The sequence below is a fragment of the Streptomyces sp. LARHCF249 genome (assembly GCF_052871255.1).
The window spans coordinates 95,304-109,241 of sequence record NZ_JBIXJQ010000009.1 but is presented as its reverse complement, the minus strand read 5'-3'; the positions used below and the strand labels follow the sequence as shown (position 1 = coordinate 109,241).

The window sequence follows — 13,938 nt, the reverse complement described above, 5'->3', positions numbered from 1 at the left end:
CCTAGCGCCGGTACACCCGCAGCTGCGAGACCTCGTACGCCATTTCCGTCACCTCCGGGCCGGGCGCCGGGTGGTAGCGGCCGGCCGATACGGACAGGTTCACGATGAGGTACGCCCACCAGGACCGGCCGACGCCCTTGTGGTCGGCGTAGACGCGGGCGCCGTTGACCCACCAGACGACCGAGGTCCTGCCGAACTCGACCTTGAGGTCGACCCAGGCGCCGGGCCGGACCGACGGGTCGCGGTGGTAGCAGTGGGCCTCGCGGACGTGGTTCGACAGCTCCAGCAGGTCCGGGTTGTCGGGGTGGTACTCGAAGACGTCGATCTCCTGGTCGCCGTCCCGCCAGGTCCAGATCGCGGGCCACGCCCCGACCTCCGCCGGGAGTTTGACCCGCGCCTCCAGGACGTCGCCGGTGCGCAGCGCGAAGCCCTCGTCGCTCCCCTCGGTGGTGAGCAGGCCGGTGTCCCAGTTGCCGTCGGGGCGCGGCGTCGCGCGGAAGACACCGCCGCGGCTGTAGGCGGGGTCGGAGACGAGGTGGTCCAGCTTGTTGTCGCCCGGGTTGGTGGGGCCGCCGTCGGGATAGGCCCAGGAGCGGCCCGCGACCCACTGGGTCTCGGAGGAGAAGTCGGCGGTGAAGACGGGGGTTCGGGTTCGGCGGGGCGAGGGCAGCACCGGCCCGCGGCCGCCCTCACCGCCCGGAGCGAAGCGGCGCGTCAGGCGCCGCAGCCAAGCGAGCGTGTCCGTGACCATGGGATTCCTCTGCCCCTGGGGGAGCGCGCCACACCTGCGTTCTCGCAAAGAGTAATCACATGAATATGCTCAGCGAGCGGAGGCCGTTCCGCGTGCCGCCTCGATGAAGGCGCGGATGAGCTCCGGGGACTTCACCCCGCGTTCCCGCTCCACCCCGCTGGAGACGTCCACGCCCCAGGCGCCGGTGGCCAGGGCGGCCTCCCGGACGTTGCCGGGGGTGAGCCCGCCGGCGAGCAGCCAGCGCCCCTTGGGCGGGGTGAACTCCGCGGAGCCCCAGTTCCACGGCTTGCCGGAGCCCGGGTCGGGGGCGTCGAGCAGCAGCAGGTCCTCGCCGTACTCGCCGCAGCGCCGCACGTGCTCGGCGGTGGCCCGCAGCAGCGTCCGGCCGTCCGCGCGCAGCGCCGCGAAGTCCTCGGGACCCTCCTCGCCGTGCAGCTGCACGCCCCGCACGCCGCTCTCCCCGGTGAACCGGCGCACCTCGTCCACCGACTGCCGCCGGAACACCCCGACGGTGAGCACCCCGTCCGGCACCCGAGCGGCGAGCTCCCGCGCCGTGGCGGCGTCGACCGTACGCGGGCTGCCGGGGGCGAAGACGAACCCGACGGCGTCCGCCCCGGCGGCCACGGCCACGTCGACATCGTGCGCCGTCTTGAGCCCGCAGATCTTGATGAACACGTTCGTCCCGTCCGTCATACCAGCAGTCAACCAAACCGGGAGCGATTCCCGGCGATGCGTCCCATCAGCCGGGCACGGGCGCACACCCGCCCTTAGCCTGGGACGAGGCACACATTCAGGGCGCAGCACGCCACCCGGAGGACGATGGTGACGATCATGATCGAGCGGGCTACACCCATAGAGGCGCCGTCAGCGCCGCCGACGTACGAAAGCCTCCTGCGCACCGTCGAGGAGATGAACACGCCAGACGGCTTCAAGGCCGAGCTCATCCGGGGGAAGATCGTCGTGTCACCGTGGTCCAAGCTGCGCTACTCCCGTCGCATGCGTGTACTGCGCGAGCAGCTGCAGGCTCACGTTCCCAAGGGACACTTCGCGGATACCTCCCCCTTCCTCTTCCAGTTCCCGGCGGCCGAGCGCGGCTACGGTCCGGATCTGTACGTCGCGGACGAGTCCGCGTTCGATGAGGAAGGCCGCCACGCGGACGGCGCGGCCCTGTCGCTCGTCGGCGAGTTCACCTCCGTCTCCACGAAGGACGCCGACTGGACCGAAAAGCTGGAGGTTTACGGCCGGATCGTGCCCGTCTACTTGGTCGTCGACGTGGAGGGTTCGGAGATCACCTGCTTCTGGGACCCCTCGCCGCAGGGGTACCGCTCCCGTACGACGGTGTCCTTCGGCGAGCCCCTGCACATCCCCGAGCCGTTCGAGTTCGCGATCGACACCACCGGATTTTGAGGCGCCGGGAACGCCCGAGGGCGGCACCCCCCGCAGGGGATGCCGCCCTCGTTCGAGAACAGCCGATCGAGCCGGGGCCGGAGCCCCGTCGCGATCAGAAGTCCATGTCACCGCCCGGCATGCCGCCCGGGGCGCCCGCGGACGCCTTCTCCGGCTTGTCGGCGATGACGGCCTCGGTGGTGAGGAAGAGGGCCGCGATGGACGCCGCGTTCTGCAGGGCAGAGCGGGTGACCTTCGCCGGGTCGATGATGCCCTCGGCGATCATGTCCACGTACTCGCCGGTCGCGGCGTTCAGGCCCCAACCGATCTGCAGGTTGCGGACCTTCTCCACGACGACGCCACCCTCGAGACCACCGTTGACGGCGATCTGCTTGAGCGGGGCCTCGAGGGCCAGGCGCACGGCGTTGGCGCCGGTCGCCTCGTCGCCCGTGAGCTCGAGCTTCTCGAAGACCGCGGAGGCCTGGAGCAGGGCCACGCCGCCACCGGCGACGATGCCCTCCTCGACGGCCGCCTTCGCGTTGCGAACGGCGTCCTCGATGCGGTGCTTGCGCTCCTTGAGCTCGACCTCGGTCGCGGCACCGGCCTTGATGACGGCCACGCCGCCGGCCAGCTTCGCGAGGCGCTCCTGGAGCTTCTCGCGGTCGTAGTCCGAGTCGGAGTTCTCGATCTCGGCGCGGATCTGGTTCACGCGACCCTGGACCTGGTCGCTGTCACCGGCACCGTCGACGATGGTGGTCTCGTCCTTGGTGATGACGACCTTGCGGGCGCGGCCGAGCAGGTCGAGACCGGCGTTCTCCAGCTTGAGGCCGACCTCCTCGGAGATGACCGTGCCACCGGTGAGGATGGCGATGTCGCCGAGCATGGCCTTGCGGCGGTCGCCGAAGCCCGGGGCCTTGACGGCGACGGACTTGAAGGTGCCGCGGATCTTGTTGACGACCAGGGTCGACAGGGCCTCGCCCTCGACGTCCTCGGCGATGATCAGCAGCGGCTTGCCGGACTGCATGACCTTCTCCAGGAGCGGCAGCAGGTCCTTGACCGAGCCGATCTTGGAGTTGACGATCAGGATGTACGGGTCGTCGAGCGACGCCTCCATACGCTCCATGTCGGTGGCGAAGTACGCCGAGATGTAGCCCTTGTCGAAGCGCATGCCCTCGGTGAGCTCGAGCTCGAGACCGAAGGTCTGCGACTCCTCGACGGTGATGACGCCTTCCTTGCCGACCTTGTCCATGGCCTCGGCGATGAGCTCGCCGATCTGGGTGTCAGCGGCGGAGATGGAGGCCGTGGAAGCGATCTGCTCCTTGGTCTCGACATCCTTCGCCTGCTCGAGCAGGGCGCCCGAGACGGCCTCGACGGCCTTCTCGATGCCACGCTTGAGGGCCATCGGGTTGGCGCCGGCAGCCACGTTGCGCAGGCCCTCGCGGACGAGCGCCTGGGCGAGCACGGTGGCGGTGGTCGTACCGTCGCCGGCGACGTCGTCCGTCTTCTTGGCGACTTCCTTGACCAGCTCGGCGCCGATCTTCTCGTACGGGTCCTCGAGCTCGATCTCCTTGGCGATGGAAACACCATCGTTGGTGATCGTGGGGGCGCCCCACTTCTTCTCAAGGACGACGTTGCGACCCTTGGGGCCAAGGGTGACCTTGACGGCGTCGGCGAGCTGGTTCATCCCACGCTCGAGACCGCGCCGGGCCTCCTCGTCGAACGCAATGATCTTGGCCATCTGAAGTGGTCCTCCCGGACAGCGGTGGATTGCTCCTGGACCGCGCCCGCGCCCGCGACGGACGGCCTGCGTGCCCGGCGGTTCCTTCCCGCCGGACCCTGCGGGCCTCACCGACCCGGTCCTCGTTCAGTAGCACTCTCACCAGGAGAGTGCTAACGCCAATGATTAGCACTCGACCCCCGCGAGTGCAAGCGGCTTGGGGCAACACCCCGGTGAACACACCGGCGACGCGCGAGGGGCCCACATCCCGTGTCCAGGATGTGGGCCCCTCATGTACGCGTGGGCGGTCGATCGCGCCGGGACTAGCCGAGTGCGAGCTTGACCATGTCCGCCTGCGGACCCTTCTGGCCCTGCGAGATCTCGAACTCGACCCGCTGACCCTCTTCAAGGGTGCGGTACCCGTCCATCTGGATGGCGCTGTAGTGGACGAACACATCCGCACCACCGTCGACCGCGATGAAGCCGTAGCCCTTCTCCGCGTTGAACCACTTGACGGTGCCCTGAGCCATGCCTAACTCCCCTATTACTGGCCCTTGCGCAGGAACGCACTTCGCGGTCCCGGGTCATCACTTGCGTCGGAACGCGTCGACCGAGGCTGAATGTATCCGCGCCGGTGCTGTCTGCAACAGGTCAATCCGACGAGAATTCTGGACACGGGGAAACATAGAAATAGAGTGAAAATCTGGCATATTCCAGGGCAACTCGGGCCCGGCATATCTCGCCAAAGCCCCATACCGCACTTGCACATTGACCCGATGTCGACCCTCACGCGACCCGTTCATATGCGGCGGGCAAGTCCAGCGGAGGGGACTTCCCCAACCCTACCGCGCCCAATCAAACAGAATTACCCCCTCCGCTTATTAACGGAGGGGGTAATTACGTTTCGCGTATCAGCCGGCGGGGCCGTGCCGGTCCGGTCAGCCCCCGGCGACGGCGGGAATGATCGAGACACCCGCGCCGTCCGGCGTCGCCGCCGCCAGCCCGCCCTCGAAGCGCACGTCGTCGTCGTTGACGTAGACGTTCACGAAGCGGCGCAGCTTGCCCTGGTCGTCGAGCACGCGGGCGGCGATGCCCGGGTGGCTCTTGTCGAGCGACTCGATGACCTCGGCGAGGGTCGCCCCCTCGGCGGGGACCTCGGCCTGACCGCCGGTGTAGGTGCGCAGGATGGTGGGGATGCGGACGTTGACGCTCATGGCGGTACTGCCTTTCCGGTAGTGCAGGGGGGGTCGGGTCAGGCCAGGCCGGCGGCGCGGAACGCGTCCAGGCTCGGGCGGATGGTGGCGGTCTGGCCGCTGTCCGCGGCCACCGCCTCCAGGGTCTTGAGGCCGTCTCCGGTGTTCAGGACGACGGTGGTCAGCGCCGGGTCGAGCTGCCCGTTCTCGATGAGCTTCTTCGTGACGCCGACGGTCACGCCGCCCGCGGTCTCGGCGAAGATGCCCTCGGTCTGCGCGAGGATCTTGATGGCCTCGACGACCTGCTCGTCGGTGACGTCCTCGACGAAGCCGCCGGTGCGCCGCGCGATGTCCAGGACGTACGGGCCGTCCGCCGGGTTGCCGATGGCCAGGGACTTGGCGATGGTGTTCGGCTTCTGCGGGCGGACCACGTCGTGACCGGCCTTGAAGGCGGTCGACACCGGGGAGCAGCCCTCGGCCTGGGCACCGAAGATCTTGTACGGCTTGTCCTCGACGAGACCGAGCTTGATCAGCTCCTGCAGGCCCTTGTCGATCTTCGTCAGCTGCGAGCCGGACGCGATCGGGATCACGATCTGGTCGGGCAGCCGCCAGCCGAGCTGCTCGCAGATCTCGTACGCCAGGGTCTTGGAGCCCTCGCCGTAGTACGGGCGCAGGTTGACGTTGACGAAGCCCCAGCCCTCGCCCAGCGGGTCGCCGATGAGCTCGGAGCAGAAGCGGTTCACGTCGTCGTAGTTGCCCTCGATGCCGACGAGGTCGCCGCCGTAGACACCGGCCATGACGACCTTGCCCTGCTCCAGGTCGTGCGGGATGAACACGCAGGAGCGGAAGCCGGCGCGGGCGGCCGCGGCGCCGACGGCGCCGGCCAGGTTGCCGGTGGAGGAGCAGGACAGGGTGGTGAAGCCGAAGGCGCGGGCCGCCTCGACGGCGATGGCCACGACGCGGTCCTTGAAGGAGTGCGTCGGGTTGCCGGAGTCGTCCTTGACGTAGAGCTTGCCGGTGACGCCGAGCTCCTTGGCCAGGTTCTCCGCGTCCACGAGCTTGGTGAAGCCCGGGTTCAGGCTCGGCTTGGAGGCCACGTCCGCGGGGACCGGCAGCAGCGGCGCGTAACGCCAGATGTTGTTCGGGCCGGCCTCGATCGCGGCGCGCAGGGCCTCGGGGTCGCCGGTGGGAAGGTCGTAGGCGACTTCCAGCGGTCCGAAGCACTCGGCGCACGCGAAGATCGGACCGAGTTCGAAGCGGGTACCGCACTCGCGACACGAGAGGCCGGTGGCAGGTCCGAGATCAACAGAGGTGGCAACAGTCTGTGCAGCCATGATGGCGAGGCCCTTTCTCCTCATCTTCCCCATGGCGCACTTCGCCATGAGACGGAATTGGCACCTTCCCTAGCCGGGGCCCCGCGGGATGCTTGTCGCATCGCGAGAACCGACTGGAGGGTTGCCGGGGCTTCAACGGGCCGTGTCCCTCTGCCCCTCTGGATGAGCGGTATGGCACCGGCACACGCGCTCTATGGCGCGCCGGTGCGTTTATGCGCGAGGACCCCCGGCATGCGGTGGTCCTTCGCGTTGTTCAAGACTGTAACCGAAGGCCCGGGCGGTTGAGACAGGCGTCCGAACCGCGAGATGGATCACTTTTCGGTCAATACGACCAAGCCGCAAGGAGTGCTCAGAGTGCTGGAAGAGGTGGAGCGCTGGCTGGCCGACCGCTCCTGGTCCGCCGCCGACCGACCGCTCGACCAGCTGCTGGAGCGGAAACGGGCAGCTGGGACCACGGTCAGCGTGGTGCTGCCGGCGCTCGACGAGGAGGCGACGGTCGGCGCGATCGTCGAGGTGATCCGGCGTGAGCTGATCGAGGGACTGCCGGTGCCGCTGGTGGACGAGCTGATCGTGATCGACTCGGACTCCAGCGACGCTACGGCGGAGGTGGCGGCGAAGGCCGGTGCGCGCGTGGTGCACCGCGACGACATCCTGCCGCGGCTCCCGGCGCTGCCCGGCAAGGGCGAGGTGCTGTGGCGCTCCCTGCTGGCCGCCACCGGGGACGTCATCTGCTTCGTCGACGCCGATCTGCGGGACTTCTCGGCCACCTTCGTCTCCGGGATCGTGGGGCCGCTGCTGACCGAGCCGGACGTGCAGTTCGTGAAGGCCATGTACGACCGCCCGCTGGGCGACGCCCCGGGCCAGGGCGGCCGGGTCACGGAGCTGGTGGCCCGCCCGCTGCTCAACCTGCACTGGCCGCAGCTGGCCGGCTTCGTCCAGCCGCTGGGCGGCGAGTACGCCGTACGCCGCTCCCTGCTGGAGCGCCTGCCCTTCCCCGTCGGGTACGGCGTCGAGCTCGGCCTGCTGGTCGACGCGCTGCACATGGTCGGGCTGGACGCGCTGGCCCAGGTGGACGTGGGCGTACGGCTCCACCGCCATCAGGACGGGCAGGCGCTGGGCCGGATGGCCGCGGCGATCTACCGCACCGCGCAGCTGCGGCTCTCGCGCGGGCAGTCCCCCGGCTACCGCTGGGGGCACCCCCTCGTACGGCCGGAGCTGACGCAGTTCGAGCGGGGCCCGGACGGGTTCGTACCGCGCACGTACCCGGTGGACACCGAGGAGCGGCCGCCGATGCTGGGCATCGAGGAATACGCCGTGCGCCGCGCGGCCTGACGGCTTCGGAAGTTTGCGCGAGGCCGGGCCGGGCTAGGTTCGCGGCATGGCTGCATCTCAGGTACTCGTCGCCGCCAACCGCGGCCCGCTCTCGTACGCCCTCGACAACGACGGCGCGCTCAGCGCCCGGCGCGGCGGGGGCGGTCTCGTCTCCGGGCTCTCCGCGGCCCTCGCGGAGCAGCCGGAGGCGCTGTGGATCTGCGCGGCCCTGTCGGACGCGGACCGGGAGGCGGTCCGGCGGGGGGTCGCGGAGCCTGGCGTCCGCATGCTGGACATCGATCCCACGATGTACGACGACGCGTACAACGGCATCGCGAACTCGGTGCTGTGGTTCACCCACCACCACCTGTACGACGTTCCGCGCGAGCCGGTCTTCGACGCGGAGTTCCGGCGGCGCTGGGCGTCGTACACGGCGTACAACCAGGCCTTCGCGGAGGCCCTGGCCGAGGAGGCGGCGCAGGGTGCGTACGTCCTCGTGCAGGACTACCACCTGGCGCTGGTCCCGGGCGCGCTGCGCGAACTGCGGCCCGACCTGCGGATCGGGCACTTCACGCACACGCCGTGGGCGGCGAAGCCGTTCCTGGACATGCTCCCGGACGACGTCCGGGAGCAACTGCTCCACGGGATGCTCGGGGCGGACGTGCTGGGCTTCCACACCCGGGCCTGGGCGGACAGCTTCCTGGACGGCGCGGGCCGGGGGAACGTGGCGGTGTTCCCGCTGGGCGTCGACGCGCAGGAGCTGCAGGCGCTGGCCCACCGGCCGGAGGTGAACGACAAGCTGGCGCAGCTGCGGGCGGAGGTCGGCGACCTGAAGACGATCGTCCGGGTGGACCGGACGGAGCTGTCCAAGAACATCCTGCGGGGGCTGCTGGCGTACCGGGAGCTGCTCACGGTGCATCCCGAGTGGCGGGGCCGGGTGGTGCACCTGGCCTCGGCCTACCCGTCGCGGCAGGACCTGAAGGTGTACCGGGACTACACGGAGTCGGTGCGGGAGCTGGCGGCGGCGGTGAACGCGGAGTTCGGCACGGCGGACTGGCAGCCGGTGCTGGTGTCCGTGCAGGACGACTTCGCGCGGTCGCTGGCGGCCTATCGCATGGCGGACGTGGTGCTGGTGAATCCCGTGCGGGACGGGATGAACCTGGTGGCGAAGGAGGTGCCGGTGGTTTCGGAGGCGGGGTGCGTGCTGGTGCTGTCGCGCGGGGCGGGGGCGTACGAGGAGCTCGGGCAGGACTCGTTGACGGTGAACCCGTACGACGTCTCGGAGACGGCCGCTGCGCTGCACGCGGCGCTGGCCATGCCGGCGGAGGAGCGCGCGGAGCGCACGAAGCGTCTGGCGGCCGCCGCCACCGCCCTGCCGCCGGCGGCCTGGTTCACGGCCCAGCTGGCCGCGCTGCGCGCCTGAGCCGCGGGTCCGTTGCCGGGGGCGCTGCCCCCGCCAACGGACCCGCAGGTCAGGAACGCGCCGCCGCGGCCAGGGCTGCGAGGAAGGCGACCACCGCGCCGGGGCCCGGCAGGACCAGGTCGGCGCGGGAGGCGAGTTCCGGGACTTCCGCGGAGCCGCTGCACACCAGGAGCCCCGGCAGGCCGTCGGCCCTCCGCTTCTCGACCGCCGAGTACGCGGCCAGGTCGCCCAGGTCGTCGCCCGCGTACAGCACCGCCTCCGCGCCCGTCTCCGCCAGGAACTCGGTGAGGGCGACGCCCTTGTCCATGCCCGGGGGCCGCAGTTCCAGGACCGCGCGGCCCGGCTCCACCATCAGCCCGTGCCGCGCCGCCAGCTCCGCCAGGGGTTCGCGGAGCGCCGCGAACGCCGCCTCCGGATCCTCGGCGCGCCGCGTGTGGACGGCCAGCGCCCGGCCCTTCTCCTCGATCCACGTGCCCCGCCAGGCCCCGATCGAGTCGAGGAAGCCGGGGAGCTCGGCCCGTACCGCCGCCACCCCGGGGTGTTCGGCGGGGGCGTGCACGATCCCGCTGACGGCGTCCCAGCGTTCGGCCCCGTAGTGGCCGAGGACGACCAGGTGTTCCAGGCCCGGGACCCCGGCGAAGCCTCCGTAGCGGACGGCGACGCCCGCCGGCCGGCCGGTGATCACGGCGACGGAGGCCACCTCGGGGGCCAGCGCGGCCAGGGCGGGTACGGCTCCGGGGTGGGCCCGCGCCTGGTCCGGGTCCGGGACGATCTCGGCGAGGGTGCCGTCGAAGTCCAGGGCGACCACGGAACGGCGTGGTGCGCGGAGCAGGGCCTCGAGTCCCTCGCGTCCGGCTGCGGTGACGGGCATCGGCAAGTCGTGCGGATGGCTCCCCATACGGACGACCCTAACGGCCGCGCCGGGCGACGGCTATGGCGCGGACCACCCGGCCCGTGCGCTGCCCGTGCGCCCTAACGCCGGGCCCGCTGGGCCTCGCGGAGGCGGCGCAGGCGGTTCACCGTGCCCGGTGCGTGGGCCAGCGCGCGGGGATCGTCCATCAGCGCGTTGAGCAGCTGGTAGTAGCGGACCGGGGTCATCCCCAGCCCTTCCCGTATCGCCCGCTCCTTGACCCCCGGCCCGGGCCAGGTGCGTCCCTCGTACGCGAGCACCGCGGCCTCCGTGGCCGTCAGCCGCCCGTCGTCCGTCATACCGCCAGATTAACGCCGCCCACCGACACCGGCCGGGCGGCCCCGCTCACCTCGGCTCGGCCGCCCGCGCCTTCGCCGCGATCGCCTCCAGCACCTTGGCCGGCTGCCCGCCCGGCTGCACCGACGTGCCGATGTTCTGCTTGATGTCCTCGCTGACGCCCGCCCAGGACTTCTTGCCCACCGGGTAGAGCCGTGAGGACGGCAGGGCGTCCAGGAAGGTCTTCAGCTGCGGCGCGGTCCCGCCCGTACCGGCCTGGGCGGCCCGGTAGCCGGTGGTGGTGGCCGGGAGCAGGTCGTACATGCCGGTGAAGGCCGTCACGTTCTTCGCCTCGTACAGGTGGTCCAGGAACTTCCCGGACTCCTTGCGGTGGCCGTTCTTGAAGGCCATCACCCAGTCGGCGACGCCCATCGCCGAGCGCTCGGTGCCGTCGGAGGTCGGCATGGTGACCATGCCGAGCTTGACGCCCTTGGCGGCCGCCTGCTTGATCAGCGTCGGGTGGCCGTTGAGCATGCCGGCCTCGCCGCGCGTGAAGGCGTCGAAGGCGTCCTGCCGGTTCAGCTTGGCGGGTTCGACGGGCCCCGTCAGGCCCTGGCCGACCATCTTGTCGCGGAGGAACTCCAGCGCCTTGGCGTTCTCGGCGGAGTCGAGGGAGTACTGCTCCTCGTTGTCGGTGTAGCCGCCGCCGGCCGACAGCATCCACATCATCGTCTCGGCCTGGGCCTCCTCGCGGCCCAGCGGCAGTGCGAAGGGGGTGGGAACGCCCGCGGCCTTGAGCTTCTTGGCGGCCGCCTCCAGCTCCGCCCAGCTCTTGGGCTGCCAGCCGTTCTTGGCGTCCTTCGCGACGACCCCGGCGTCGGCCAGCAGCTTCTCGTTGTAGAAGAGGAGCCGGGTGCTGGCCACGAAGGGCAGCCCGTACTGGATCCGCTTGACCTTGCCCGCGTCGGCGAGCGGGCCGAGGAAGTCGGCCTCGGTCTTGACGGAGAGCAGCTCGTCCGCCGCGTAGAGCTTGCCCGCCTCCGCGTAGTCCGCGTACGCGCCGATCTGTGCGATGTCGGGGGCCTTGCCCGCCTTGACCATCTCGGCGACCTTGGCGTCGACCTCGGACCAGGAGTAGACGCTGACCTCGACGTTGATCCCCGGGTTGGTCTTCTCGAAGTCCTCGGCGAGCGACTTCCAGTAGGTGGCCGACGAGTTCTGCGGATTGTCCCCGTACTCGGCCGCCACGACCCGCAGGGTCACCTCGTTGTCCCCGGTGAGTCCGCCGACGGTTCCGCAGCCGGTCAGTGTCACGGCCGTCAGGAAGAGTGCGGCGCCGGGCGCGGCCAGGCGCAGGTTTCGGCGGTTCACAGTTCTCGTTCCACCCCTTGTTGTACGTACGATCCACGTAAGGTCTACACCACTTTGGCCGCTGGTCCACATCCTTGGTCCCGAATTTGTATGGCCGCTCAACAATCCCCCTCAATGGACTAGACCTTTCCCCGTGAAGCACGCGAGACTGTCCCCTGTGAAACCCGTGAAACACGTCATCGCCCTCGATGTGGGCGGCACCGGGATGAAGGCCGCCCTGGTCGCCGCCGACGGCACCCTGCTCCACGAGGCGCGCCGCGCCACCGGGCGCGAGCGGGGCCCCGACGCCGTCGTCGAGACGATCCAGGACTTCGCCGCCGAGCTGCTCGCCATCGGCCGGGAGCGCTGCGGAGAGGGCGCCTCGGCGGCCGGAGTCGCCGTCCCCGGCATCGTCGACGCCGAGCACGGGATCGCCGTCTACGCGGCGAACCTGGGCTGGCGCGACGTACCGCTGCGCGCGCTGCTCAGCGCCCGGCTCGGCGGCATCCCGGTGGCCCTCGGCCACGACGTGCGCACGGGCGGCCTCGCCGAAGGCCGCATCGGAGCGGGCCGGGGCGCCGACCGCTTCCTCTTCGTCCCGCTGGGCACCGGCATCGCCGGAGCCATCGGCATCGCCGGCCGCATCGAGGCCGGCGCCCACGGCTACGCCGGAGAGATCGGCCACATCGTGGTCCGCCCCGGCGGCCCCGCCTGCGGCTGCGGCCAGCACGGCTGCCTGGAGACCCTCGCCTCCGCCTCCGCCGTCTCCCGCGCCTGGGCCGCCGCCAGCGGCGCACCCGAGGCCGATGCGGCCGACTGCGCCAAGGCCGTCGAATCCGGCGACGAGCGCGCCCGCGAGGTGTGGCTGGCCGCCGTCGGCGCCCTCGCCGACGGCCTGGTCACCGCGATCACCCTGCTGGATCCGCGCACGCTGATCATCGGTGGCGGGCTCGCCGAGGCGGGGGAAACCTTGTTCACACCACTACGGACGGCCGTCGAGGAGCGCGTGACGTTCCAGCGGCTGCCCCACATCGTTCCGGCGGCCCTCGGGGACACCGCCGGATGCCTGGGCGCAGGGCTGCTCGCCTGGGACCTACTCGCCACGGAGGTACCTGCCTGATGTCCGGAAGCGCGCACAGCACCGTTCTCTCCGGCGCCAGGGTGGTGCTGCCCACCGGAATCGTGGCGGGCGGCCGGGTCATCGTCGACGGCGACCGCATCGCCGGCAGCGCCCGGGAGGGCGCGCGGGTCGTGGACCTGTCCGGGCACTGGATCGTCCCCGGCTTCGTCGACATCCACAACCACGGCGGCGGCGGCGCCTCGTTCACCTCCGGCACCGCCGAGGAGGTCCTCCAGGGCGTCCGCACCCACCGCGAGCACGGCACCACCACCCTGGTCGCCTCCACCGTCACCGGCGACCTGGACGAACTGGCCCGCCGCGCCGGGCTGCTCGCCGAGCTCACCCAGCAGGGCGAGATCGCGGGCATCCACTTCGAGGGGCCGTTCATCAACGCCTGCCGCAAGGGCGCCCACATGGAGGACCTGCTGCGCGACCCCGACCCGGCCGAGGTCCGCAAGCTGATCGACGCCGCGCACGGCGCCGCCCGCATGTTCACCCTCGCCACCGAACTGCCGGGCGGCCTGGACTCCGTACGGCTGCTGGCAGAACACGGGGTCATCGCCGCGGTCGGGCACACGGACGCCACGTACGAGCAGACGCGCGCCGCCATCGACGCGGGCGCGACCGTGGCCACCCACCTCTTCAACGCGATGCCGGGCCTCGCGCACCGCGAACCCGGCCCGATCGCCGCGCTGCTGGAGGACGAGCGGGTCACCGTCGAGCTGATCAACGACGGCACCCACCTGCACCCGGCGGCCCTCGAGCTCGCCTTCCACCACGCGGGCGCGCACCGCGTCGCGCTGATCACCGACGCGATGGACGCGGCCGGCTTCGGAGACGGGACCTACCACCTCGGTCCGCTGGAGGTCGAGGTCAAGGAGGGCGTGGCCCGGCTCGTCGAGGGCGGCTCCATCGCCGGCTCGACGCTGACCCTGGACACCGCCTTCAAGCGCTCGGTCACCCTCGACAGGCTGCCCGTGGAGTCCGTGGTCCAGGCGATCTCCGCCAACCCGGCCAAACTGATCGGCCTCTACGACGAGATCGGCTCGCTGGAGCCCGGCAAGTACGCCGACCTGGTCGTCCTGAACGCCGAGTTCGACGTCCGGGGCGTCATGCGGCGCGGCGAATGGATCGTCAGCCCGCCGGCGGCTGCCTGACGGCCAACCG

At 70.9% G+C, this 13,938-nt stretch carries 14 protein-coding genes and 1 riboswitch; of the genes, 5 read left to right on the top strand and 9 right to left on the bottom strand.

Annotation, left to right across the window (positions count from 1 at the left end; all coding sequences use genetic code 11):
* Position 1 precedes the first annotated feature (1 nt).
* Positions 2-751: a beta-glucanase gene (locus ACIPUC_RS25475; protein WP_446592419.1), complete on the bottom strand. Its 750-nt coding sequence runs from the start codon at positions 749-751 to the stop codon at positions 2-4.
* A gap of 69 nt (positions 752-820) precedes the next feature.
* Complete coding sequence (locus tag ACIPUC_RS25470; protein WP_446592418.1) at positions 821-1,444, bottom strand: phosphoribosylanthranilate isomerase; 624 nt, start codon at positions 1,442-1,444, stop codon at positions 821-823.
* Positions 1,445-1,660: 216 nt separating this feature from the next.
* On the opposite strand from ACIPUC_RS25470, the gene ACIPUC_RS25465 reads away from it, so the two are divergent.
* A complete protein-coding gene (locus tag ACIPUC_RS25465; RefSeq protein WP_446592416.1) occupies positions 1,661-2,158 on the top strand; it encodes a Uma2 family endonuclease in 498 nt (165 codons plus the stop codon).
* Positions 2,159-2,252: 94 nt separating this feature from the next.
* On the opposite strand, the gene groL is transcribed toward ACIPUC_RS25465, so the two are convergent.
* From groL to thrC, 4 genes are all read right to left on the bottom strand, one after another.
* On the bottom strand, positions 2,253-3,875 hold the full coding sequence (gene groL / locus ACIPUC_RS25460) for a chaperonin GroEL (protein WP_446592415.1): 1,623 nt from the start codon (positions 3,873-3,875) through the stop codon (positions 2,253-2,255).
* Between the two features lie 302 nt (positions 3,876-4,177).
* Entirely contained in the window at positions 4,178-4,384 is a 207-nt protein-coding gene (locus ACIPUC_RS25455; protein ID WP_030009783.1) for a cold-shock protein, read from the bottom strand.
* Between the two features lie 408 nt (positions 4,385-4,792).
* Entirely contained in the window at positions 4,793-5,068 is a 276-nt protein-coding gene (locus ACIPUC_RS25450) for a MoaD/ThiS family protein (RefSeq protein ID WP_446592413.1), read from the bottom strand.
* A gap of 38 nt (positions 5,069-5,106) precedes the next feature.
* Positions 5,107-6,405: a threonine synthase gene (thrC, locus tag ACIPUC_RS25445; protein ID WP_446592412.1), complete on the bottom strand. Its 1,299-nt coding sequence runs from the start codon at positions 6,403-6,405 to the stop codon at positions 5,107-5,109.
* Positions 6,399-6,550: riboswitch (SAM riboswitch) on the bottom strand. (Overlaps the previous gene by 7 nt.)
* Positions 6,551-6,735: 185 nt before the next feature.
* Between thrC and ACIPUC_RS25440 the strand changes: the two genes are divergently transcribed.
* Positions 6,736-7,713: a glucosyl-3-phosphoglycerate synthase gene (locus ACIPUC_RS25440; RefSeq protein WP_446592411.1), complete on the top strand. Its 978-nt coding sequence runs from the start codon at positions 6,736-6,738 to the stop codon at positions 7,711-7,713.
* A gap of 46 nt (positions 7,714-7,759) precedes the next feature.
* Complete coding sequence (locus ACIPUC_RS25435; protein WP_446592409.1) at positions 7,760-9,115, top strand: alpha,alpha-trehalose-phosphate synthase (UDP-forming); 1,356 nt, start codon at positions 7,760-7,762, stop codon at positions 9,113-9,115.
* 49 nt (positions 9,116-9,164) lie between these two features.
* Here the strand turns inward: ACIPUC_RS25435 and otsB are convergent, their stop codons facing one another.
* The 3 genes from otsB to ACIPUC_RS25420 all read right to left on the bottom strand — a co-directional run bounded on the left by otsB (position 9,165) and on the right by ACIPUC_RS25420 (position 11,672).
* Positions 9,165-10,013: a trehalose-phosphatase gene (gene otsB / locus ACIPUC_RS25430; RefSeq protein ID WP_446592408.1), complete on the bottom strand. Its 849-nt coding sequence runs from the start codon at positions 10,011-10,013 to the stop codon at positions 9,165-9,167.
* Between the two features lie 74 nt (positions 10,014-10,087).
* A complete protein-coding gene (locus ACIPUC_RS25425) occupies positions 10,088-10,324 on the bottom strand; it encodes a DUF3263 domain-containing protein (protein ID WP_446592406.1) in 237 nt (78 codons plus the stop codon).
* Between the two features lie 46 nt (positions 10,325-10,370).
* Positions 10,371-11,672 (bottom strand): ABC transporter substrate-binding protein, encoded by a 1,302-nt coding sequence (locus ACIPUC_RS25420; protein WP_446592404.1) that lies wholly within the window; start codon positions 11,670-11,672, stop codon positions 10,371-10,373.
* A gap of 166 nt (positions 11,673-11,838) precedes the next feature.
* Here ACIPUC_RS25420 and ACIPUC_RS25415 point away from each other — a divergent pair, with 166 nt between their 5' ends.
* Positions 11,839-12,771, top strand: a complete 933-nt coding sequence (locus ACIPUC_RS25415) for an ROK family protein (protein WP_446592661.1) — start codon at positions 11,839-11,841, stop codon at positions 12,769-12,771.
* On the top strand, positions 12,771-13,928 hold the full coding sequence (gene nagA, locus ACIPUC_RS25410) for an N-acetylglucosamine-6-phosphate deacetylase (RefSeq protein WP_446592402.1): 1,158 nt from the start codon (positions 12,771-12,773) through the stop codon (positions 13,926-13,928). The genes ACIPUC_RS25415 and nagA overlap by 1 nt, the downstream gene beginning before the upstream one ends.
* The last annotated feature ends 10 nt before the right edge of the window (positions 13,929-13,938 follow it).